This is a genomic window from Streptomyces sp. NPDC052107, from assembly GCF_040680215.1.
Classification (GTDB): domain Bacteria; phylum Actinomycetota; class Actinomycetes; order Streptomycetales; family Streptomycetaceae; genus Streptomyces.
Map to the genome: position 1 here is coordinate 14,638 of NZ_JBFAWG010000059.1, position 19,756 is coordinate 34,393.

19 protein-coding genes and 1 pseudogene are annotated in these 19,756 nt (G+C 68.3%); 17 read left to right on the plus strand and 3 right to left on the minus strand.

Annotated elements, in window-relative coordinates; genetic code table 11:
- The first annotated feature begins 62 nt into the window (after window positions 1–62).
- Window positions 63–389, plus strand: coding sequence for a divalent-cation tolerance protein CutA (gene cutA / locus AB0M27_RS35775; RefSeq protein WP_365728178.1), 327 nt, complete (start codon window positions 63–65; stop codon window positions 387–389).
- 77 nt (window positions 390–466) lie between these two features.
- Here the strand turns inward: cutA and AB0M27_RS35780 are convergent.
- The 3 genes and pseudogenes from AB0M27_RS35780 to AB0M27_RS35790 form a co-directional block, all read right to left on the minus strand.
- A pseudogene (locus AB0M27_RS35780) lies at window positions 467–1,056 on the minus strand (transcriptional regulator); the annotation flags it as partial.
- A 272-nt stretch (window positions 1,057–1,328) separates the two neighbouring features.
- A complete protein-coding gene (locus tag AB0M27_RS35785; RefSeq protein WP_365728180.1) occupies window positions 1,329–2,213 on the minus strand; it encodes an aminoglycoside phosphotransferase family protein in 885 nt (294 codons plus the stop codon).
- Window positions 2,210–3,604 carry a helix-turn-helix domain-containing protein gene (locus AB0M27_RS35790; protein ID WP_365728182.1) on the minus strand — a complete coding sequence of 465 codons (1,395 nt, stop codon included), beginning with the start codon at window positions 3,602–3,604 and terminating at the stop codon, window positions 2,210–2,212. Before AB0M27_RS35790 ends, AB0M27_RS35785 begins: the two co-directional genes overlap by 4 nt.
- Window positions 3,605–3,807: 203 nt before the next feature.
- On the opposite strand from AB0M27_RS35790, the gene AB0M27_RS35795 reads away from it, so the two are divergent.
- The 16 genes from AB0M27_RS35795 (at window position 3,808) to AB0M27_RS35870 (ending at window position 19,726) form a co-directional block, all read left to right on the plus strand.
- Window positions 3,808–4,242, plus strand: coding sequence for an ATP-binding protein (locus AB0M27_RS35795; RefSeq protein WP_365728184.1), 435 nt, complete (start codon window positions 3,808–3,810; stop codon window positions 4,240–4,242).
- A 100-nt stretch (window positions 4,243–4,342) separates the two neighbouring features.
- Window positions 4,343–4,528, plus strand: a complete 186-nt coding sequence (locus AB0M27_RS35800) for a hypothetical protein (RefSeq protein ID WP_365728186.1) — start codon at window positions 4,343–4,345, stop codon at window positions 4,526–4,528.
- Window positions 4,525–5,127 carry a class I SAM-dependent methyltransferase gene (locus AB0M27_RS35805; protein ID WP_365728188.1) on the plus strand — a complete coding sequence of 201 codons (603 nt, stop codon included), beginning with the start codon at window positions 4,525–4,527 and terminating at the stop codon, window positions 5,125–5,127. The genes AB0M27_RS35800 and AB0M27_RS35805 overlap by 4 nt, the downstream gene beginning before the upstream one ends.
- A gap of 182 nt (window positions 5,128–5,309) precedes the next feature.
- The gene (locus tag AB0M27_RS35810) at window positions 5,310–5,819 is read left to right on the plus strand and encodes a DUF6624 domain-containing protein (protein ID WP_365728190.1); all 510 of its coding nucleotides are present in this window, start codon (window positions 5,310–5,312) and stop codon (window positions 5,817–5,819) included.
- Between the two features lie 410 nt (window positions 5,820–6,229).
- Window positions 6,230–7,261, plus strand: coding sequence for a radical SAM protein (locus AB0M27_RS35815; RefSeq protein ID WP_365728192.1), 1,032 nt, complete (start codon window positions 6,230–6,232; stop codon window positions 7,259–7,261).
- The gene (locus AB0M27_RS35820; RefSeq protein WP_365728194.1) at window positions 7,258–8,664 is read left to right on the plus strand and encodes a radical SAM protein; all 1,407 of its coding nucleotides are present in this window, start codon (window positions 7,258–7,260) and stop codon (window positions 8,662–8,664) included. Before AB0M27_RS35815 ends, AB0M27_RS35820 begins: the two co-directional genes overlap by 4 nt.
- An 83-nt stretch (window positions 8,665–8,747) precedes the next feature.
- Window positions 8,748–9,701 carry an LD-carboxypeptidase gene (locus AB0M27_RS35825; protein ID WP_365728196.1) on the plus strand — a complete coding sequence of 318 codons (954 nt, stop codon included), beginning with the start codon at window positions 8,748–8,750 and terminating at the stop codon, window positions 9,699–9,701.
- Window positions 9,698–10,702 carry an amino acid--tRNA ligase-related protein gene (locus AB0M27_RS35830; RefSeq protein WP_365728198.1) on the plus strand — a complete coding sequence of 335 codons (1,005 nt, stop codon included), beginning with the start codon at window positions 9,698–9,700 and terminating at the stop codon, window positions 10,700–10,702. Before AB0M27_RS35825 ends, AB0M27_RS35830 begins: the two co-directional genes overlap by 4 nt.
- Window positions 10,703–10,723: 21 nt before the next feature.
- Window positions 10,724–11,140 carry a hypothetical protein gene (locus tag AB0M27_RS35835; RefSeq protein ID WP_365728200.1) on the plus strand — a complete coding sequence of 139 codons (417 nt, stop codon included), beginning with the start codon at window positions 10,724–10,726 and terminating at the stop codon, window positions 11,138–11,140.
- Window positions 11,137–11,880 (plus strand): SDR family oxidoreductase, encoded by a 744-nt coding sequence (locus tag AB0M27_RS35840; RefSeq protein WP_365728202.1) that lies wholly within the window; start codon window positions 11,137–11,139, stop codon window positions 11,878–11,880. The genes AB0M27_RS35835 and AB0M27_RS35840 overlap by 4 nt, the downstream gene beginning before the upstream one ends.
- The gene (locus AB0M27_RS35845; RefSeq protein ID WP_365728204.1) at window positions 11,880–12,911 is read left to right on the plus strand and encodes a WYL domain-containing protein; all 1,032 of its coding nucleotides are present in this window, start codon (window positions 11,880–11,882) and stop codon (window positions 12,909–12,911) included. Before AB0M27_RS35840 ends, AB0M27_RS35845 begins: the two co-directional genes overlap by 1 nt.
- A gap of 1 nt (window position 12,912) precedes the next feature.
- Entirely contained in the window at window positions 12,913–13,902 is a 990-nt protein-coding gene (locus tag AB0M27_RS35850) for an endonuclease III domain-containing protein (RefSeq protein ID WP_365728206.1), read from the plus strand.
- 543 nt (window positions 13,903–14,445) lie between these two features.
- Window positions 14,446–14,910, plus strand: coding sequence for an NUDIX domain-containing protein (locus AB0M27_RS35855; protein WP_365728209.1), 465 nt, complete (start codon window positions 14,446–14,448; stop codon window positions 14,908–14,910).
- A gap of 105 nt (window positions 14,911–15,015) precedes the next feature.
- A complete protein-coding gene (locus tag AB0M27_RS35860; RefSeq protein WP_365728212.1) occupies window positions 15,016–16,290 on the plus strand; it encodes a hypothetical protein in 1,275 nt (424 codons plus the stop codon).
- Window positions 16,287–18,287: an ABC transporter ATP-binding protein gene (locus tag AB0M27_RS35865; protein ID WP_365728214.1), complete on the plus strand. Its 2,001-nt coding sequence runs from the start codon at window positions 16,287–16,289 to the stop codon at window positions 18,285–18,287. Before AB0M27_RS35860 ends, AB0M27_RS35865 begins: the two co-directional genes overlap by 4 nt.
- On the plus strand, window positions 18,284–19,726 hold the full coding sequence (locus AB0M27_RS35870) for a phosphotransferase (RefSeq protein ID WP_365728217.1): 1,443 nt from the start codon (window positions 18,284–18,286) through the stop codon (window positions 19,724–19,726). The genes AB0M27_RS35865 and AB0M27_RS35870 overlap by 4 nt, the downstream gene beginning before the upstream one ends.
- Window positions 19,727–19,756 lie beyond the last annotated feature (30 nt).

A 19,756-nucleotide genomic window follows, 5' to 3' on the forward strand; every position in this document is an offset into this window, starting at 1 on the left:
GCATTCAGTGTGCCCTGGACGGCTGGGTAGGGTCGCGGTATCCGAACTGGAGAGGTAGTTGCATGGCCAACGATATTGTGATCGCGCAGACGACCAGCGACAACGAGGACCAGGCGAAGGCGCTGGCCAGGGGCGCGGTCGAGAGCAAGCTGGCAGCAGGCGTTCACATAGATGGGCCCATCACCGCCTTCTACTGGTGGAAGAACAAGGTCGAGGCAGCTCAGGAGTGGCGCATCTCGTACATGACGACGACAGACCGTCTCCCGGCGCTGGAGGCGTGGCTGCACCAGCAGCACCCGTACGACGTCCCCCAGTGGACCACGTTGCCCGTGACCGGCGGGTCGGAGGCATACCTGTCCTGGGTTGCCGAGGAGACAGCAGAGGACTGACGGGTAACGGCCGCACGACAGCGTTTGCGTCCTGAGCTTGCCCGCGCGCCGCGCCAGTAAAGTTCAGGGCGCGACTGCAATAGATGAAGAGCCAGTTCGCACTCCCTGTGGGGTAGCGATGCGGCGATAGTCGATGCGCGCTCCTTGCCCATCGTATTGGGCTTGGCCTGTGCTGCCGCCGCGAACTGGCGAGATACGTGAACACCTTGGTCTACGTCACCTCCACGCAGCAGGGCCGAAGCGAGGTCACCAAGGACTACGACGCCCCCGTCCGGCAGTTCGTCCCCGAGGCGGTCGACCGCGATGTTAGCTGTGGCGGTGAGTTCGGGACGCCCCAACTGGCCGTATACGGAGAGGGCCAACGAGTCCATGCGGTAAGGGGTTACAAAACGGACCCACGCCTGCTCGCTGGTATGGTCCCCGAAGTCGTAAGCGAAGCGCGCTCGCTCCAACGCTCGGAGCGCTCCCGTCTCGTCGCCGGCCGCGGCAGCCTCTTCCGCCTGCCTGCCGAGGAACCAGGCGGCAGCAGTGGCATGCCGTAGCCCCGTACGTCGCTGGCAGCTTGGAAAAGGAGCTCCAACCTCGCCTGCGGCGTGGAGGCGCCGTAGCTGGCGTATGTCAGGGCCAAGGCTCGGAGGGGAGGATGCCCAGCGGTCGCCGCGCACTGTCCTTGACGAGCGCCCGGGTCTGGTACGCGTTCATCGCCGACCGGCTCGCCGAGGACCTGCGCAAGGAGTACCCAACGCCCGACATCGGGCTAGGCGTCGGATGCGCTGACGAGGCCCGGGTATACGCGCGCGCCGAGTGCGGCCGCACAATAGCCAGGTGCGGACGTCGGGGTACGTTCAGGTACCCGCCCCAGGAGCCCCTCGAGGACAGCATCGAACTGCGGCGTGCCGTAGCGGAACAGCAGGTCGGGGCCTTGCGCGAGTCAGTCCACTACATGATCCCTTTCCAGTTCCACGGGCGTGGTCCTTGCCGACCGCGCAGGCAGTCAACGCGGTACTGCGCCTGCCCCCTCCATTCGGGGTTGCTGGCGGCGTGCTGGGCGGCATACGTCACCATGCGGAGTTCGCGAGCGCCAGCCAGAATCGAGTAACCGGGCCAGTCTGTTACGTCGTAGCCGTATGCGGCACAGAACTCGTCGTACTGCGCGGCACTGACCGCGCCCGTCGTACGCGCACGGACAGCGGTTGACACCAGGTCCCATTCCGGCGGGCCCAATGAAAAGCGTTCCAGGTCGATCACCAGTGGGCCCTCGGCAGTGCGGATCAAGTTGCCTGGCCATGCGTCACCGTGCACGGCGCAGTCCGGACGCCCGACTGGGCGCTCGGCCCATGCTGCTGCCAGTTCCTGATGAAGTCGCTCCAGCCACTTCCGGTCGGTGCTGGACAAGGTACTTGCTGCCTGCAGGCGCTCGCTGAGGCGGACGAAAGGGTCCAGGTGCCCGAGTTCGAAGGTGGGTGTGGGCAGAGCGTGGAGGCGCCGAAGAAGGTGCGCAACGTCGGTGTGGCTGCCGTGCTCATGGGGAGGGAGTTCCTGCCAGAAGGTCACTGACCGACCGTCAGCCTCGATCGGCTGATCGACGTCGGCCAGGCGGACGGCCGGCACCGCGTTCTCGGCGAGCCAGCGAGCCACCCGCACTTCACGGACGGTCGCCGCGAACTGGCCAGGCCGGGCGATTCGGACGATCACGCTTTGGCCTGGAAGGCGCCATATCTCGTTTTCCGCCCGGCGGATCGGCTCGGCGACAGACGCGTCGAAGCCTGCCCTCGAGCAGGCTTCGTCTAGGACCGCGGAGGAAGAAGCAGCCGAGATCGTCATGTCTGCAAGGTAGCGCCGATGCGCTCGCGGAGGTATGCCACCTCGGGGATGCGGCGGTGCCGGGCAGCAATACGGCTGAGTTCCTTGAGATCGTCGGCCGCACGTCGGGAGGTAAGGCGGCCGGCATCGCTGATGGCCTGGTGGCCAATGGCAGTGGCCTGGTGCGGGTCGCCCTTCGCCATCAGCAGACTGGCCAGCTTGGTTCCGGAGAGGGCGCGCGACCGTGGGTAGGAGTCGTCGTGGCCGTCGATGGCGATCTCAAAGCGGCGACTGGCCTGCCCGGGATCCTGATCCTTTAGCAGGACCAAGTCGTATAGCGCGTGCCCCGTGTCGCCGTGGTGTTGGGCCTCGTTGTAGTAGGACATCCACGGCGGATCGTCCTGTGGGTTGGACTTGGCGAAGGCGTCGTCGGCGGCGCCAACGGCGGCCATTGCACCGCCGATATCGCCCATCTTCCCAAACGCGCGGGCTCGTGCAGTGTGCAGCATCGCTTGGATGGTCGGAGTGAGCCGATCGGATCGGACCAGTCCCTTTTCTGCGTAGGTCAGTCCGGTGTCCGGGTCTCCGATCCAGACTGCCTGCCGCGCCAGGAGGGAGTACACCTTGGCGCGTAGGAGCCAGTCGTTAGCCTCCTCTGCGCAGTCAGCGGCGATCTTGAAGGCGACGCGGGCATCGTCGTGGGCGTAGGTGTCAAAGTGGCTCGCTCCGACGACAATGCCGAGACGTGCGACGGCGGCATGTAGAGGGGCTCCCAGCGGCTCAGCGCAGGGCACCGTGAGCAGGCCGACCGCCCACTGCATGGCACGGGTGGCGAGCGCCCCGACCAACCCTCCGCCTCCGTGGGCATTGTCCCGGGCGTAGATGTCCTCCGCTACGGCCAGGACCTCTGAGATGTCCTTGCCGCGAATGCGCTTCGGCAGCGCCGGTGGGGCGGAGCGGGCGACGAGCGTGGCGAGGTCTATTGGGGCGATAGCGGCCAGACTGCTGCTGGCCAAGAAGGCGCGACGGTCCACAGACTCAGGGCTCCCAGGCGGCGACGACGTATCTCTGCCCAGGATGCGGCCTGGGTGTGCCTGAACGGTTCCCTCCACCGCTCGACCAGTTCTCTTTTCCGTTTCACTGCGGCGTTTTTCCGCTTCCCCGTACACCATGCCCCAGGCGCGCGTGAGCACGCCGCCGGTCGCCAACACCTTGTCAAGGCTCTCCGCGAGGTCTCGCCGACAGGAGGCTTGTCCCTTCTCGATCTTCTCGATGAGGGACGGGCTGGCCTGCACCAACGGCCCTAACGAGGAGGCTGAGTGTCCCCGGATCTTGCGCCAGTACCGGACCTCTGAACCAAACCAGTCACGGGGTGAGGCGTCGGGGTTCAGCTGCTTCTCAGGTCGTGGCATGACGAGGGTCCCCTGGCTCCTGAAACGGAAAGCCGAGGTTTCCGCTTCTCGATCTGCACGTTTGGGCTTCGGCCTGACTCAATAGTTGCTGACCGATCACGCACCAGTACACACCGCAGTCGGACCTCTCGCATGAGGTTTGGCCAGAACGAAGTGGACCTGGAATGGCCAGTCTCCTTGCTCCCCCCACAGCTCCAACAGGTGTGCGCGGAACGACGCGCGCCACCTCGGGCAAGCTGGAGATGGACTACGACGTGACGCCGCTGTCGGTACGCATCGCGCGGACCATAGTCAGCGCGCACCTGCGCTTGTGGGGCCTGGAAAACCTGATCGATACAGGCGCCCTTGCCATCTCCGAGTTGATGACCAACGTCCTGGACCACACGCGGCCGGACAGCGAGGGACGCCGATCTGCCCGTGTCACCGTCACGCGCATTCCCGACGGGGTGGCGCTGTGCGTGCACGACTCCGACTCGGCGCTGCCGCTCCAGCGACGCGCCGGCGATGACGACGAGAACGGTCGCGGCCTCCAACTCGTCAGGGCCATCGCGGACAAGTTCGGCATCTCTCAACCCCCCAGTGGCGGCAAGGATGTTTGGCTCACCCTGTTGATGCCCCGCGACGTACCTACTGCTTGAGACGGCGCCACAGCACCACCACCCAGATCTTGTTCGTCGCCACCCTCGCCGTCGGAAATCAGGCCCTGCTGTTGTACGCCCATCACTGAGAGGACGCACGATGACCCACCTGCCGCCGCGCGAGCCCGGCGCTGCCCTTCGCGTAGTAGAGGCCAAGGCCCCGCCCACGGCGGGCATGACCCTGTTCGGCGTCCCGTCCGGTGAGGCCCTGGCCAGCGACCCGAGGAGGCCGGCCACGCTGATGGAGGGGCAGGCCAGGGTCCGAGGCCCGGAGTCGGCCGCATGAACACCCTGAGCGTGGTGCATGAGTGGCAGACGCCGGAGTACTGGGACACGATGTACTCCACGGGATACCGGGCACCGGATCCGACGCCGTTCGAGCGTCAAATGTTCCGGAACTACGCGACCGTGAAGTCCGGGCAGCGCGTCGTCGACATCGGCTGCGGCCAGGGCCATATGGCCGCACACATGGCCACCTGGGGCCTGACCGTGAGGGCCTTCGACTTCAGCAGCGTGGCCATCGAGCACGCGCGGGCTAGCCACCAGGACCACGGGGACTTGCTGACGTTCGCCCGCCACGACTTCAACGCCGATGCGATCCTGGGCATGCTGGAGCCGGGCTCCGTCGACATCGTGGTGTGCCGACACAGTCTGGAGTTCCTGGACCAGCCCCGTTTCCTCTCCGACGCGCGACGCTGGCTGAACCGCTCGGGCCTGCTGCAGATCACGACGCACCGCGCAGAGCTGATGCCTCCGACTGCCCCGCACCGTGGCCTGACCGAGCCGCAGATCCAAGCGGTGTGTCGTGGCTGGCAGTTCATGACGACCTACGGCCTGGACGGCAGCGGCAGCCTGATCGGAATCGTGCTGCACGGTCCCAGCTGAAGACTCCCGCTTCCTGGCTGCCGATAGGGCGTCACTCCAGCCAGGAAGCGGGGCTGACCGGCTGGCACGGGGAACCCTCCCACCCCGTGCCGGCCCCTGACCACTGACCAAACCGACGGTAGCGGGCACACGCCACACCTGAACGGCGCGGCCCGCCTGTCCCTACCGAGGAGGAACGAGCAGTGAAAAGGCCGGACCTGGCACGTGAGTTGAAGGAGCGCCAGGAGCGAGACCAGACGGCCAGGCATCGCATGCTGGAGTCACGGCTCCCCGAGGACTCAGCGGCGGTGAGGGCCATCGACGTCGACAACACGGCATGGCTGAAGGCCGTCGTCTCGGCACACGGCTGGCCGGGCGTGGACCTCGTCGGTGAGGAAGGCGCCGATGCCGCGTGGCTGATCACACAGCACGCCGACCACGACACTCAGTTCCAGCACCGCGCACTGGAACTGCTTACACACGCGGCGCTCGCCGGTGATGTGCCGGCCCGGCACTTCGCCTATCTCACCGACCGAATCCGGGTCGCCGACGGACGGGCGCAGGTGTACGGCACGCAGTACGAACAGGACGGCGCCGGCAACGTTGTAGGGCCGTACCTGGTCGAGGACCCGGAGCGCTTGGACGAACGGCGGAGCGCGCTCGGCCTGGAGCCGCAGGACGTGTATGACCGACAACTCCGCGCGCATGCGTGAGTGGAACTGACCACCAGACCCGGGCGGCTGCCTGGACCTGACACGCAGATGCCCACCCGTTCCATCCCTGGAAGGAGCTTTTGTCGATCACCGACAACAAGAACAGGCTCAATAACGGATGACGGCCCGACGTCTCCAGGGACTGATCAGCGCTCGGAAGCCTCATACGTCACACAGGTTTCAGCCGTCGGTCATTCGGCCAAGCCTCGCCGCCGAGGACGGCCGCACCACAGCGCCCACGCGTTCGAGCCTAGCCATGCAACAACCGATCTTCATAACACTCCTGTCAGGGTTTGGGGTTCACGCCGAGCAAACCCTGACATCGAGTCTTCTCGATGTTCTTGCTGACCAGAGAGAGGGGCCGAAAGGCTATGCACGTGAATGTCAGCGATGTCCGAGGGATAGGTGACATGCGCAAACCGCAGTTACGGGTGACCGTGAACTCCCGTTGCAAGAGGAGCTGCTACTACTGCCGTCCTTCAGGCGAGGCGGTAGCCACCGAGTCGGGAACCGATCTGGCCCCCGACCACCTGGTCGCCGTAGCCTCCGCCGCGAAAGACCAAGGCGTTGATGCCATCAAGCTGACGGGTGGAGACCCGGCCCTGTACGACCCGCTCGTCGACACCGTGCGGCGTCTGCGGCAGGAGGCTGGCATGCGCGAGGTCGAGGTGATCTCCCGGCACCCGCGGATCGGCGAACTCGCACCGGCCCTGGCCGAGGCGGGGGTGACCCTCTTCAACGTCTCCCTGGACACCCTGGACGCGCAGCTCCACAGGGAGATCTGCGGCGTCGACGACCACGCCGAAGTGCTCGCTGCGATCAAGGCGTGTGTCGCCACCGGCGTCCCGGTGAAGGTGAACGTGGTGGTGATGTCCGGTATCAACACCACGGAGGTCGAGGCCCTGATCGAGTTCTGTGAGGACGCCGGCGTCCACAGTGTGAAGCTGCTCGACATCATCAAAGACCTCAACGAGTCCAGCGAGAGCTTCGCCCGGCGTCTGGAGATCAAGCGACAGCTCCGGCTTCCGGACCTGTACGTGCCGCTGGAGGAGCTGGCTGGCGATCTGCGGGTGCGGGCCATCGACGAGGAGGTCCTCCAACAGGGCGGCCTCGGGCACCCTATGACCGTCTTCACGATGCCCTCGGGCACCAAGGTCGTGATCAAGGACTCCAACGCCGGCGCCTGGTACGGATCGGTCTGCCGGGGCTGTCCCCTGTTCCCCTGCCACGACGCGCTGATGGCCCTGCGGCTGACCGCCGATGCCCGACTGCAGTTCTGCCTGCTGCGCGAGGACGTCACCGTCGACCTCGCCCCGCTGCTGGAGAAGGGCGACAGTGAGGGCCTGGCCGCACAGCTGGAGGCGGCCTTCGAGATGTATGCCGCCTCCTATTTCCGTCCCGGCGACGCGACCCCCCAGCATCTGGTCGAGGCTGGCCGATGAGCGTCTACATGGGGCTGCCAGGCGGCCTGACCCAGTCCCCGGCCACCCCTGCTCCCCGGCAGGAGACCACCGGCCGACCCACCGTCATCCTCGCCTACCCGAAGATCGACCATGAGAAGGACTACGTCTACCACTGGATGCCCTTCTCGCTGCTCACGCTCGCCAAGCCGCTGATGGCCAGCGGCCTGGTCGACGTGGTGCTGTTCGACGGCAACCAGCAGGACATGGCGGCATGGGAGCGCCTCCTGGACCAGCACCTTGAGCACACCGTGTGCATCGGGGTGAGCATCATGACCGGAGGTGGGCAGATCGGCCACGCCCTGAACATGGTGCGCGCGGCGAAGCAACACCCGTTCTGTCCCCCGGTCGTCTTCGGCGGTCCGCACGTGAATGTGCAGCCCGAGCAGACCGCGGCGCATCCGCTGGTCGACGTCGTCCTCCAGGGGCCCGGCGAGAACTCCATGGTCGAGTACGTGAAGGCGCTACTCGGCCGCACCCCGCGTCGCCTGGTCCCGGGCCTGCGCATTGACGAGGGCGGGTGCGTGGTGTGCGGGACGGTCAACCCGCCGCGGACGGGGAATCTTGGCGCCTACCCGTGGTCGTTGCTGGACGTCGCCCAGTACATCCGTGACGACCCGACAGTGGCCTCCCGAACGCTGAACTACGTGTCCAGCAAGGGGTGCGTGTACAGGTGCCGGTTCTGCTTCGAACTGACCTACCAGCGTAAGTACAGTGCGATGGCCGCCCAGGACCTCCTCGACGACGTCGCCGCTCTGCAGGCCGCCTACGGCATCAACGGCGTGAAATTCTACGATGCGGACTGGTTCGTGAATTTGAGGCGGGCGATCGGGTTCTGCGATGGGCTGATCGACCGCGGCTTGGACCTGCGGTGGGCGGCCAGCATCAACCCCAACGACATCCTCAAGGCGCGCCGGGCGAAGCTCCCGTTGCTGGAGCGGATCGCCGAGAGTGGCTGCTCCCGGCTCCTGATGGGCGTGGAGTCTGGCAACGACCGGGTCCTGAACGAGGTGGTGCACAAGGAAATCAGCCGCGCGCAGATCCTCGATGTGGCCGCTGATATCGCAGCCCACGGCATCCTCGGCTCCTACACGTTCATCGTCGGGTTTCCCGACGAGACCGAGGCGGAGATGGAGGACACCTACTCCCTCATGGGCGAGCTGCGGCAGCTGGACCCGGAACCCGAGACGCGCGTGCACCTGTTCGCCCCCTACCCGGGCACACCGCTGTGGGAGCAGGCCCTTCAGCACGGCTTCACCGCTCCCGCTTCCCTGGAGGACTGGTCGACGTTCGACTACTACACCTCCCTGACCCCCTGGACCAGCGAGGCGACCGCCGCCCGGGCCAGGCAGGAGACCCGTATGCGGCTGGCACCCGCCCGCTGACACCCCCTACGGTCACCCCATGCGCCCGGCCCACCACCGATCGTGCGCGGGTTGTCCGGTCCCACTGTTAAGGAGAGAACCCGTTGAGCACCGCCCGACTTCTGCCCGCGCCCCTCGCCAAGGGCGGACGCATCGGCATCGTCACCGTGTCCGCGCCTGAGCCCGCCGCGCATCCGGAGATCTTCGACCGAGGCGTGGAGCACCTGCGCGGCCGAGGCTACGAACCCGTCATTGCGCCCCACGCCACGAACCGCGACGGCTACCGCGCCGGCAGCGAAGCGCAGCTCGTGGACGACCTTCATGCCTTCATCTCTGACTCCGCCATCGACGCGGTGGTGTGCGCGGGCGGAGGGAAGAACGCCAACCGGCTGCTGCGCGGCCTGGATTACGGGCTGATCGCCGCTCGCCCCAAGCCGATCGTGGGCGTGAGCGATCCGAGCCTGCTGCTGAACGCGATCACCGCCCGCACCGGCATGCCAACCTTCCACGGCCCCGCCGTGCTGTGGGATTGGGGCTCCGAGGACGCCCCCGCCACTACGGGCGACCACTTCGCCGCGGTCCTCGCCGGGGACACCGGCGCCGCGCGGATCGATGCGCCGCTCGCCTGGGCCCGCACCGGCTCCGCCCAGGGGCACCTGGTCGCTGGCTGCCTGTCCTCCCTGCGCTGCCTGCTGGGCACGGTATGGGAGCCTGACTGGAGCGGCGCCGTCCTGGCGTGGGAGGACGCGTTCAAGCCGGTCGAGCTGCTGGACCAGACCCTCACCCACTTCCGCGACCGGGGCGTCCTCGACCAGATCGCCGGCATGGTCGTGGGCGAGCTGGTGAACTGCGAGCCCTCCGGCGGACTGGGGGCCCACGAGATGGTCATGGACCTGTGCGCCGAGTACAGCTTCCCCATCGCCTTCGGGCTGCCGTTCGGCCACACCCCGCTCAAGAACACCCTGCCGATCGGCGCCGAGATCCTCCTCGACAGCGACGCCGAGCACGCCCTGACCATCACCTCCCCGTGGACAACCCGGGGAGGCGAGCAGGGATGACCATCCCGAAGCAGGAACGGCGCCTGTACGGCACGCTACTCAAGCAACACCCCGGAGAGCGGAACCTGCTGCTGACCAAGGCGGACCTGCTGCGCGCCGTGCGGGCCTGGCTGCACGAGGCCGGTTACGCCGAGGCAGCCACACCGGTGTTGTGCGCGGCGCGGGAGAGCGCGCCGATTCCGCAGTTCTCCACCCGCCACCCGTTCACCGGGGAGAGCTTCCACCTCAAGCACTCGGCGGAGGAACACCTGCGGCGCCTGGTCGTCAGCGTCGACCGCGTCTACGACCTCGGCAAGGCAATCCGGGCCGAACGAGCGGACGACAGCCACGCGATCGAGTTCACCATGCTGCAGACCGCTGCCAGGGACATCACTCTGTCCGACGGCATCAACCTGGTCACCGAGCTGGTCCAGCGTGCTGTCCAGACAACGTTCGCCACGCTGCAGCCCCCCGGCGGCATCGACTTCTCCACGATCACCACTCGCACGGTCGACGATGCGATCGCCGAGGCACTGAACCTGCCGGAAGCCCCGGTCGGCCCTGCCCTCGTCACGGCGGCGCGGAGCTGGCTGGCTGGCCACGGCCTGGCGGCAGGCGAATCCGACTGGGCGGTCATGGAGGACTTCGTCAAGCACGCCGTCGAGGAAGCCGTTACCGCCCCGGTCGTCCTGTACGGGTTTCCCTACGAGTTGCGGCACAACTCCCGCGTGGACTCCTCCGGCCGGGCACAGCGGTTCTCCCTGATAGCTGCCGGGATCGAGATCTGCGATGGCGGCGTGAAACTCCGCACGGCGGACGACTACCGGCCGATGGTGGAGAACAACATCGCCCTGCGTACCCAGCTGCACGGCGTTCCGGCCGACGAGGGGCCGGCCGACTTCTTCGCCGACATCGCCTGCGAGCCGGCCGACGCCTTCACCTTCGGCCTCGGCATCGAGCGGCTGCTCGCGCTGTGCACCGGCCGGACCGTGTTCGAGACCCTCACCTTCCCCTACCACTAGACCGAGAGGACCCTGTCCAACGTGGCCAGCCCAACCTTGCGCGCCGTGGTGATCACCGAAAGCCTTGCCGCTGGCGCGCTCCCCGCAGCGTTCTCCGGCATGGAGGACCGCCGCTACCCACATCTGCTGGACGAGCACACCCCGATCGAGATCATCGAGCTGACGGTGCCGGCCGAGCGGGCCGCGGCACTCGCGCTGGAGTTGGCCGCCGCGCTGAAATCGCGGCTGTACTACGCGCACCTGCTGGACGAGGAGCGCATGCTGGTCGCCTTCCCGCACACAGTAGTCGACATCCCCCGCGGCGACACCGACGCCATCGCCCACGCCCGCAGCATCGGGGCGCTCTTCGACATCCCCGACGAGCAGATGCGGTTCGCAGAGATGTGGGACACGGACCATCCCGACGCACCCTCTCAGCCGGAGGCCGGCACCCTGTGACCCCGCCCCCGTCCACCAGTGCCCCGCTGGCCGTCGTCACCGGCGCCAGCGGGGCGCTGGGCGCCGCGATCCACAACCGTCTCAGCGAGGCGGGCTGGCGGGTGGTCGCCACCTACAACACCCGTGCCCCCGGGCCCGCCCGGCAAGACGGGGACAGCACATGGGTGCACTTCGACGCCGCCGACGACGCGTCAACCGAGGCGCTGCGGCAGGCCGTCGACACTCAGTCCGGTCGGCTGCACGCGGTCTTCGCCTGCGTCGGGGCACCCTCCCGCAAGCGGCCGGTGGCCCAGACCCCGATCGGCGAGTTCCAGAGCGTCCACGAGGCCAACGCCCTCAGCTTCGTCCGTACCTGGCACGCCGTGGCCCACCGGGCGCGGTCCGACAAAACGTCGGTCCTGGCCATCGGGTCAGACGCCGGGCAGGCCGCTCGCGCGAACAACGGCCCCTACGCCGCGGCAAAGGCCGCTCTCGAAGCGCTCGTCGTCACGGTGGCCAAAGAGGAGGAGCAGCACGGCGTCCGGGTCAACCTGCTCGCCCCCTCGCTCATCGATTCGCCCCTTGCTCACCACGTCATGGCGCTCAAGGGCGTCACCGATCCCCACAGCTATTTCGCCCAGTTGCCCTGGGGCCGGGCCCTGACGCTGGACGAGGTCGCCGGCGCCTGCATCGAGCTGGCCACCGCCGCGCACTGGTCATACACCACGGGCCACATCTACCCCCTGGGAGCAGTGCGCTGATGGTCGACGCCGCACGGGCCCGACAGCTGAACATCGTGCACCTGCTCCGCAGCCGGACCAACGTGCCCGCGCCGGAGATCGCGGCCCGCTTCGGCGTCACCGAACGCACCGTGTACCGCGACATGGCCGCCCTCACCGCCGCCGGCATCCCCGTTCAAGCCACCCCCGGCAAAACCGGCGGCTACCGGCTGGCCGCCGACACCGCGCTGGACCCGCTCACCATCGACTCTGACCACGCCCTACGGCTCTACGTCCTCGGCTTCCTCGACTCTCCCAACCCGGACACAGAAACAGAGGACCGGGCCCGTATGGCGGGCGTCAGCGACACGGTCCAGGACGTCATCCGGCGCCTGGCCCAGCGCATCCACTTCGACACCGCCGACTGGTACTGGCGCGACGAAGGCTCCGGCCACCTGCCAGTCCTGCGCACCGCCATGCTCACCGCGACGGCGCTTGAGACCACCTGGCGCACCAAGGACGGCTATCAGGACACAGCCCTGCTCAAGCCGTACGGGGCGGTCTGGAAGGCAGGCGAGTGGCACATGGTCGCCGCCCGCACCGCGGGCGACCCCACCCGCTTCCGGCTCAACCTGGTCGACCGGCTCCACCCGACCGACCTCACCTTCGCCTATCCCGAAGACTTCTCCGTCCGAGACTGGTGGGCCCAGACCATGGAGGACTACGGCAAGGGTGATATCCGCGTGACCCTCCGAGTGTCCCCTGGTGCTCGGGACGAGCTGCTACGCCTGAGCCTGAAGTCCACCTCGCGAGTGTGCGAACACGACGACGGATTCTTGTCGATCGTGCTGTTCGTCGACCGCTGGGAATGGCTCATTCCGCTAGTCACCAGTTACGGGCCCCACGTCGAAGTCGTCGAGCCCGCCGATCTGCGAGCGGCCCTCATCCAGCATCTGCGCCGCGCCCTCGCTCTCTACGACGACGCCACGACCGGCGGTCTCGCCCCGCCCGATGGCCCACCCCACGACGACTCCCGCCTCCGATCGACCCACGGCCGCCACCCAGGAGCATGACGTGACCCCCCGCACCCTCGACCACATCGACACCCTCGAACTCCCCGTCACCGGAGACGGCCCGTTCAACGCCCTGCACACCTTCTGGAAGCCGTCCCACTACGCCACCGGCCTCGAAGCCCACAGCCAGGCCCGCAGCTGGCGTACCTTCCGCATCGACGACCTCGTCATCGGTGTCCGGCTACGCGCCGAGGACCGCACGGTCATCGCCGACGTCTACACCGACGCGGACTTCAAGCCCCACCACCGTCAGCAGCTCGCCCGCCGGCTGGTCTCCTCATACGGCCTGGATGAAGACCAGGCCGCGTTCATGGAACTGGCGACACGTGTGCCCGCGATGCGCCAGGCGCTCACAGACTTGGGCGGGATGCGGCAGTCGTGCCCCGAGGACCACTTCGAGATCGCCGTGATCGCCCTGCTGCTGCAGAACGTCACGATCGCCCGCACGACCCAGATGACCCGCAACCTGCTGGTCCACTACGGCCGTCTCGTCCGCTTCGACGGGATCACGCTGCGGGCCTGGTTCACCCCAAACGAGATCGCCCATGTCCCGCCCGAGACTCTGAAGGAACGGGACCGGCTGGGCTTTCGGGCCAAGAGCCTGCCGCACTACGCGGCCTACTTCCGCGACCACAGCACCGAGGACCTCCAGGCCGCCGGAAACCTCATCGAGGCCGTCCAGGAAATCAAGGGGGTCGGGCCCTACACCGCCGCGGTGATCGCCTCCCACGCCTCGCGTGACCCGGCCGTCTTCGGTATCGACGTGTGGAACCGCAAGATCCTCGCCCGCTGCCTCCTCAACGCCGACGACGCCGAACCGCAGACCGTGATGGCCCGCCTCAACGAGCTGTTCCCCGGCTACGCCGGCACCGCGGGCCTTTACCTCGTCGAGCACAGCTACCTCGGCCGGCCCGTCGCTCCGCTGCTCGCCCCAGACCAACACGCCCTCGCCCGCTGGAACGCCTCCCTGGAGCAGGAGGCTTCTGCGTAAGCCGGCACACCCCCCACAAAGACCCGTTCGCGCTTCACGGGCCGTGTCCACCTGGCGCTGCGGCCTGCCCCCGCCATGCCCCGGCACTCCCCTCGTGCATGCACCGGGCCGCTCCATCCCAGCCGTGCGGCACCTAATGGACACGGAGGCACGCCGCCGGCCGGGCTCAGAAGCGCTCTGTGCGGCACGCCGCACAAAGGGCCGCGCAATCACCGGATCGTGTTCGGTTCACGCTCGGACGCCCACCAACGTGGTCGAACAGGCGCCGCTCCCAGTCAGCTCTAGCCCGAGACAACAAATCCGCACATTCGCTCGAAGAATTCGCCCGCACCACCCCCGAACGCGTTCCTTCCGGGGCCGTTAGTCCGAGCACCTGTCCGAGCTTCACGTCAACGAGGAGGCGCAATGCATCCCGGCATGCGACGCACCGACGTTCCGCGGAACTTCGAACAGAGCGGCTGCCCCCGGCCTCCCGGCCCTGGCGCACCGGAGCCCCAGCACGCGGCGGAGAGCCCCCACATCGCCCCCTGCAAGGGGGCTCACGTGACTGACCACTACAAGAGCATCGTCGACGTACTTGTCCTCCTACACCGGCAGGACGGCCGCGTGCTTCTGCTCCGCCGAGCCGAGCCCCGGTACGCGGGGCAACTCACCATCGTCGGCGGCCATCTCGACCGCGACGAGTGGTTCGAGGACGGGGCGCGCCGCGAGGTCCGTGAGGAAGTCGGGGTGCACGTCGAGCCGGAGGATCTGTGGCTGTGCTGTACCGCGCATCTACTCTCTCCCGATGGAGAGCGCCGGCTCGCCTTGTTGTTCACCACCCAGACCTGGAGCGGTGAGCCGTTCAACGCCGAGCCGGACAGGCACACCGAGTTGGTGTGGGCCGAACCCGGTGAGCCTCCCCTCGACGCTCACCCCTTCACCGCTGCCCTGCTGGAGCACTTCGTCGCAGGGAGCCCCCGCGCCAATATCCGCATGCCCGCCGCCGGCGAGGAGTCGATCACGTGACCGCCCCGTCTCCCGTCCCGCGTCCATGGCCGGCCACTCCCGAGGAGGAGATCTGACCGCACCGCACCCCTGCCCGCCGATTCGCCCAGCTCGTTGGAGGCCCGCATGCACCACATCACCCCTGCCGCTCCCCACACCGCGCCGCCTGCTCCCCTGCCCGAGGAGGACCCCCGGGCCAGGCGGGCACGCCAGGAGATGGTCGCCCGGCTGGAAGCCGACCAGTCCCTGGACCCGGTCGTGCGCGAGGCGCTGCTTGCCCTGCGTCTGGACGTACTGATCCCGCGGGCGTACGTACGCCAGGTACCCGACGGTGTCGAGCCGGGAGTGTGGAAGCTGCTGGACGGGGCGCATCCCGAGGACCGCGAAGAGTGGATCAAGGTTCTCTACAGCGGCGACAGCGTCCGCGTCCAGCACGATGGTGAACGCCTGGACGAGCAGCGGCGCGGCGTGGTGACCGGCGGGCGCATCACGTCCATGTCCAGCGTGATGTCGATGACCGCCGCGTTACTCGGCGAACTCCAGCCACAGAGGGGTCAGTCCTTTCTCGACTTGGGCAGCGGCCCGGGGGTCACCGGGGCGGCGGCGTGCCTGATCTGCGGACCGGAGCGGGTGACGCTCGTGGACCGCGACCCGCATCTGGTGGAAGCGGTCCTGGAGCGCCTGGCCCCGCTCGGCTTCCGCCCTCGCGCCGTCACCGGAGACGGGTATGCCGGAGCACCTGCCTTCGGTCCGTACGACCGGGTGCTGTCCGGCTTCGCGGTCGAGGCTGTCCCGCCGCACTGGCTGGATCAACTGGCCAATGGTGGACGGCTGTTGACGACTATCACGACCCGGTCGCCGAGCTGGCCGGGACGTGCCGTGGTGGAGAAGACCGCGCGGGGGCGTGTGGAGGCCACGTTGCGCGCGGTGCGCAGCGGTCATCGCCCCGCGCACGGGCTGGAATGGCTGACCGCGCTCGCCCATCGCGAGCGGATCGCCGCCGAGCCCGGCTCACGCCGGAGTACATCGTTGGCGCCACCGGACAAGAGTGCGTACGGCCTGTGGCTCGCCCTCGATCATCTCGCCCCTGGGCTGGTGCGGGACTACCAGGCCGAGCACCTGACGCTCGTCGCCCCCGACGAGGACTCGTGGGTCGTCGTGCGCCCTGCGGCAGACGGCGGGTGGATGGCCGAGTCCGTCGGCGAACGGCCCATCTGGGCCGAAGTCGAGGAGGTGCAGGCGCGCTGGGTGGCGGCCGGCGAGCCGACCTCCTACCGCCTGGAGATCGCCGCTGACGGAACCCAGCACGTCACATCCGCCACCGGACCAGCGCCTTTGGAGTGGGCGCTGTCCGGCCCGGCCGCACCCGGCATTCCCGCGCCGGCACGGGAGCGGTCATGAGCGAAGACACGGCTCCGCGACCCGATACGGAGGAAGCCGAGGAAGCGGTGTCAGCGTCGGAGATGCTGCTGTTCGGCGGTCAGCTGGAGTACGACGTGGGCTGGAACGCCCACCATGGGGCGTGGCTGGGGTTGTCCTTGTGGTCGATGGCCCGGCAGCTTCCCCGTTTGGTGGCTACGTCGGTACGGCTGGCGCATTGGGCGGACCGGCGGGCGCTGCGCACAGTGGCCGTGGCCGAGATCGGCTCGGGAGTCACCCAGGCGGTCGGCCTGGTGGCCGTCAATTCGGTGCTGAGCCATCTACTGGGGGCGGGCACGATCACGGAGCGGATCACCCATGCGCTTCCCGTCCTGATGGCCGTATCGGTGATGGGAGTCGTGGGGGCGCTGTGTGCGGCGGCGTCGACCGCCGCGACGGGGGCCCTGGAGCCCAAAGTCCAGCGGGTGGCCACGGAGCGCTACCTGACGCTGGTCTCGCGGGTTGAGTTGAAAGCGGTCGAGGACGACGAATTCCACCGGCTGCTGGACTCAGCGTCTTGGGGCGCGGAGTCGGCCCGCCGGATGGTGAAGTACACCACCAGCGTGGTCAACGCGCTGATCTCGTTGATCGCCGCAGCCGGGGTTCTCACCGTGCTGCACTGGGCCTTGCTGCCGCTGCTGGCCGCGATGACGCTGCCCAGCGCGTGGGGTGCGATGGCCAAGGCTCGCCGCCGGTACGTCAGTTTCCACCAGTTCGTGCAGCACGCACGCGCTGCGCAGCTGCTGACCCGGCTGTTGATCAGCCAGGAGGCCGCCGCCGAGATCCGCCTGTATGCGATGGGCCCGTTCCTGCTGGAGCATTTCCGGGGCATGGCTGACACCAGCGAGCGGGAGCAGTCCCGGCTGGCCCGGCTCGATGCCCGTACCGGTCTGCTGTCCGCCGCCGCGACCGGTGCCGCCACCGCCGCCACGTACGGAATGCTCGGTGTGCTGTTGTGGACCGGGTCAATGCAGCTGTCCGTCGCAGGGACCGCGGTGCTGGCCATCCGCTCCGGCTCCTCGGCCCTGCGTCGATGCGTCCTGCAGATCTCCGATGTCCACCAGGAGAGCTTGTTCGTCGGGGACTTCGAGCGGCTGTGCGCGGAGGCCGGCCGCCGTGCCATCCCAGACGGTGGCCAGGACCTCCCCGAACACGTAGAGGAGATCCGGTTCGAGAAGGTGACCTTCACCTACCCGGGGAAGGAGAATCCGGCGCTGTCCGAAGTCGACCTGGTACTGCCTGCAGGGAAGACGATCGCGCTGGTGGGCAGCAACGGTTCCGGCAAGTCGACTCTCGTCAAGCTGCTGTGCGGGCTCTACGCCCCTGACGAGGGACACATCTGGTGGGACAGCGTGGATGCGGTCCGCGCCGACCGCGCACAGATCTTCGACCGCGTCGCCGCCGTGAACCAGGACTTCTATCGGTGGCCCTTCACCGCACGGGTGAACATCGGTATCGGCCGCCCCCGCCGCCCGTTCGACGACGAGCCGATCATGGAGGCAGCCACGTACTCGGGTGCCGACACGGTCATCGACGAGCTGCCCCGCGGGCTCGGCACACTCCTGCAGCGCGGCTACAAAGGCGGGCAGAACATCTCCGGCGGACAGTGGCAGAAGATCGGCATCGCTCGCGGGCGGTTCCGCTCAGGCCAGGTGCTTGTGGTGGACGAGCCCACCAGCGCCCTGGATCCGGCCGCCGAGCAGCGTGTGTTCGACCAGATCCGCGCCCTGGCCGGCCAAGGGCAAACCGTCGTCCTGGTCACCCACCGCCTGCACAGCGTCCGGCACGCCGACACCATCGTCGTCCTCGACCACGGCCGCGTCATCGAGCACGGTGACTTCGACCAGCTCATGGACCCCCGCACCGGCACGGGAGCCTTCCGCGACGCCTATCTGCTCCAGTCCCACGCCTTCAACCAGACCGTCCCGGACCAGACCACGGCACCGCATCCCGCCACGCCCGCCTCGGAGCCAGCATGAGCGATTCCGCCCCCACACCTTCACAGCAGCCCGCAGTGACGCCGCCGCCGACGGCCAGCGAACGCTTCGCCGCGCCCATCGACGTACACGCGGTCCTCCTGCGCCCCGGCGCGACCGAATGGGAAGTCCTGCTCACACGCCGGGCCGGGGGCGTCTACGCCACCGGTCTGTGGCACATGCCCTCGGGTCACATCGACGGTGGCCACGAGGACGTCGTCGAGGCCCTCGTCCGGGAGGCCGCCGAGGAAGTCGGTGTCGCCATCGTCCCTGGCGATGTTCAGATCGCCGCTGTCGTCCATCACCGCAGTCCCAAAGGCTCTGCCCGCGTAGGTGTCTTCGGTGCCGTCCGCTCCTGGACGGGTGAGCCGCACATCCGCGAACCTCAACTGTGCAGCGAGATGGCCTGGTACCCCCTGGACCGCCTCCCGCCGGACATGGTCGCCTACCCCCGCGCCGGGCTGGAAGCCTTGCGCGCCGGACGGCACTTCGCCATCCATTTCCAGCAGCCCGACGATCCCATCGCCTACACCGCGGACGCCCCGAACCGGCTGCAATTGCTGTCCGAGACCAATTCTCGTGATCTGTCGAGCCCTTCGCAGGAACTCTGGAGGTTCGCCGAGCAGGCCGTCGGCCCGCTCGCGGCAATCGAGGACGCTTCATGGAGCCGTACCACCAGCCGGGTCTGGAGGCTGACCGGAAGGTCAGGCGGCACCTGGTACCTCAAGCAGCATCCGAGCGAGAAGTTTCACTCGCGTGAGGTGTTCGCATACCGGGAGTGGGTGCCCGCTCTCGGCGAGCGCGCCCCGCGCCTGGTCGCCTCGGACGCCCGGCTCCTGGCGGTCGTCCTGACCCAACTGCCTGGCCGTAACCTCCACGGCCTCACCCTGGCATCCACCGACGAGCGCCGTGTGCACCAGCAGCTCGGTGAGATCGCGCGGGCCTTCCACGACAGCGCCCCTGGCCACCCGGCCGAGCAACCATCGGTCTCCCGCACCCAGAAGGTGGACCGTCACCTTCAGGCAGCCCGGCCGCTGGTGTCCTCCGCCGACGAGGACCTGGTACGCCAGCTGGCCGCGCGCTACGACAGCCTGCCGCCCGGCGAGCGTGTCCCTACCCTGGGCGACTTGCAGCTGCGCAACGCCTTGCTCACCGACACCGGCCTGGTCGGCGTCTTCGACTTTGAGCGGGCCGAGCCACGGCAGCGGGGCCACGACTTCGTACGCCTGGCCGACCTCTGGGACGGTCGCGAAGACCTGCGCGCTGCCTTCTTCACTGGGTACGGCAGGCCCCTGACCCCGCTCGGAGCCGAGCACATGGAGTGCGAGGCGGCCCTCGACGCCCTCAGTGGCATCGCCTACGGCCTCACCCACGACGACCCCGAGGTCGTCGAACGCGGCCGGCGGACCCTGCGCCGCCTCCATCGCACCCAGAGCGCCTGACCACCCTCTCGACCGTAAGGAGCAGCCTCG

What these genes read in the sequence shown, in the direction of transcription:
- AB0M27_RS35785 (WP_365728180.1), bottom strand. Translation starts at nt 2,213, where the DNA reads ATGACGATCTCGGCTGCTTCTTCCTCCGCGGTCCTAGACGAAGCCTGC.
- AB0M27_RS35830 (WP_365728198.1), top strand. Translation starts at nt 9,698, where the DNA reads ATGACCATCCCGAAGCAGGAACGGCGCCTGTACGGCACGCTACTCAAG.
- AB0M27_RS35820 (WP_365728194.1), top strand. Translation starts at nt 7,258, where the DNA reads ATGAGCGTCTACATGGGGCTGCCAGGCGGCCTGACCCAGTCCCCGGCC.
- AB0M27_RS35870 (WP_365728217.1), top strand. Translation starts at nt 18,284, where the DNA reads ATGAGCGATTCCGCCCCCACACCTTCACAGCAGCCCGCAGTGACGCCG.
- AB0M27_RS35845 (WP_365728204.1), top strand. Translation starts at nt 11,880, where the DNA reads ATGGTCGACGCCGCACGGGCCCGACAGCTGAACATCGTGCACCTGCTC.
- AB0M27_RS35865 (WP_365728214.1), top strand. Translation starts at nt 16,287, where the DNA reads ATGAGCGAAGACACGGCTCCGCGACCCGATACGGAGGAAGCCGAGGAA.
- AB0M27_RS35790 (WP_365728182.1), bottom strand. Translation starts at nt 3,604, where the DNA reads ATGCCACGACCTGAGAAGCAGCTGAACCCCGACGCCTCACCCCGTGAC.
- AB0M27_RS35815 (WP_365728192.1), top strand. Translation starts at nt 6,230, where the DNA reads ATGCGCAAACCGCAGTTACGGGTGACCGTGAACTCCCGTTGCAAGAGG.
- AB0M27_RS35800 (WP_365728186.1), top strand. Translation starts at nt 4,343, where the DNA reads ATGACCCACCTGCCGCCGCGCGAGCCCGGCGCTGCCCTTCGCGTAGTA.
- AB0M27_RS35805 (WP_365728188.1), top strand. Translation starts at nt 4,525, where the DNA reads ATGAACACCCTGAGCGTGGTGCATGAGTGGCAGACGCCGGAGTACTGG.
- AB0M27_RS35860 (WP_365728212.1), top strand. Translation starts at nt 15,016, where the DNA reads ATGCACCACATCACCCCTGCCGCTCCCCACACCGCGCCGCCTGCTCCC.
- cutA (WP_365728178.1), top strand. Translation starts at nt 63, where the DNA reads ATGGCCAACGATATTGTGATCGCGCAGACGACCAGCGACAACGAGGAC.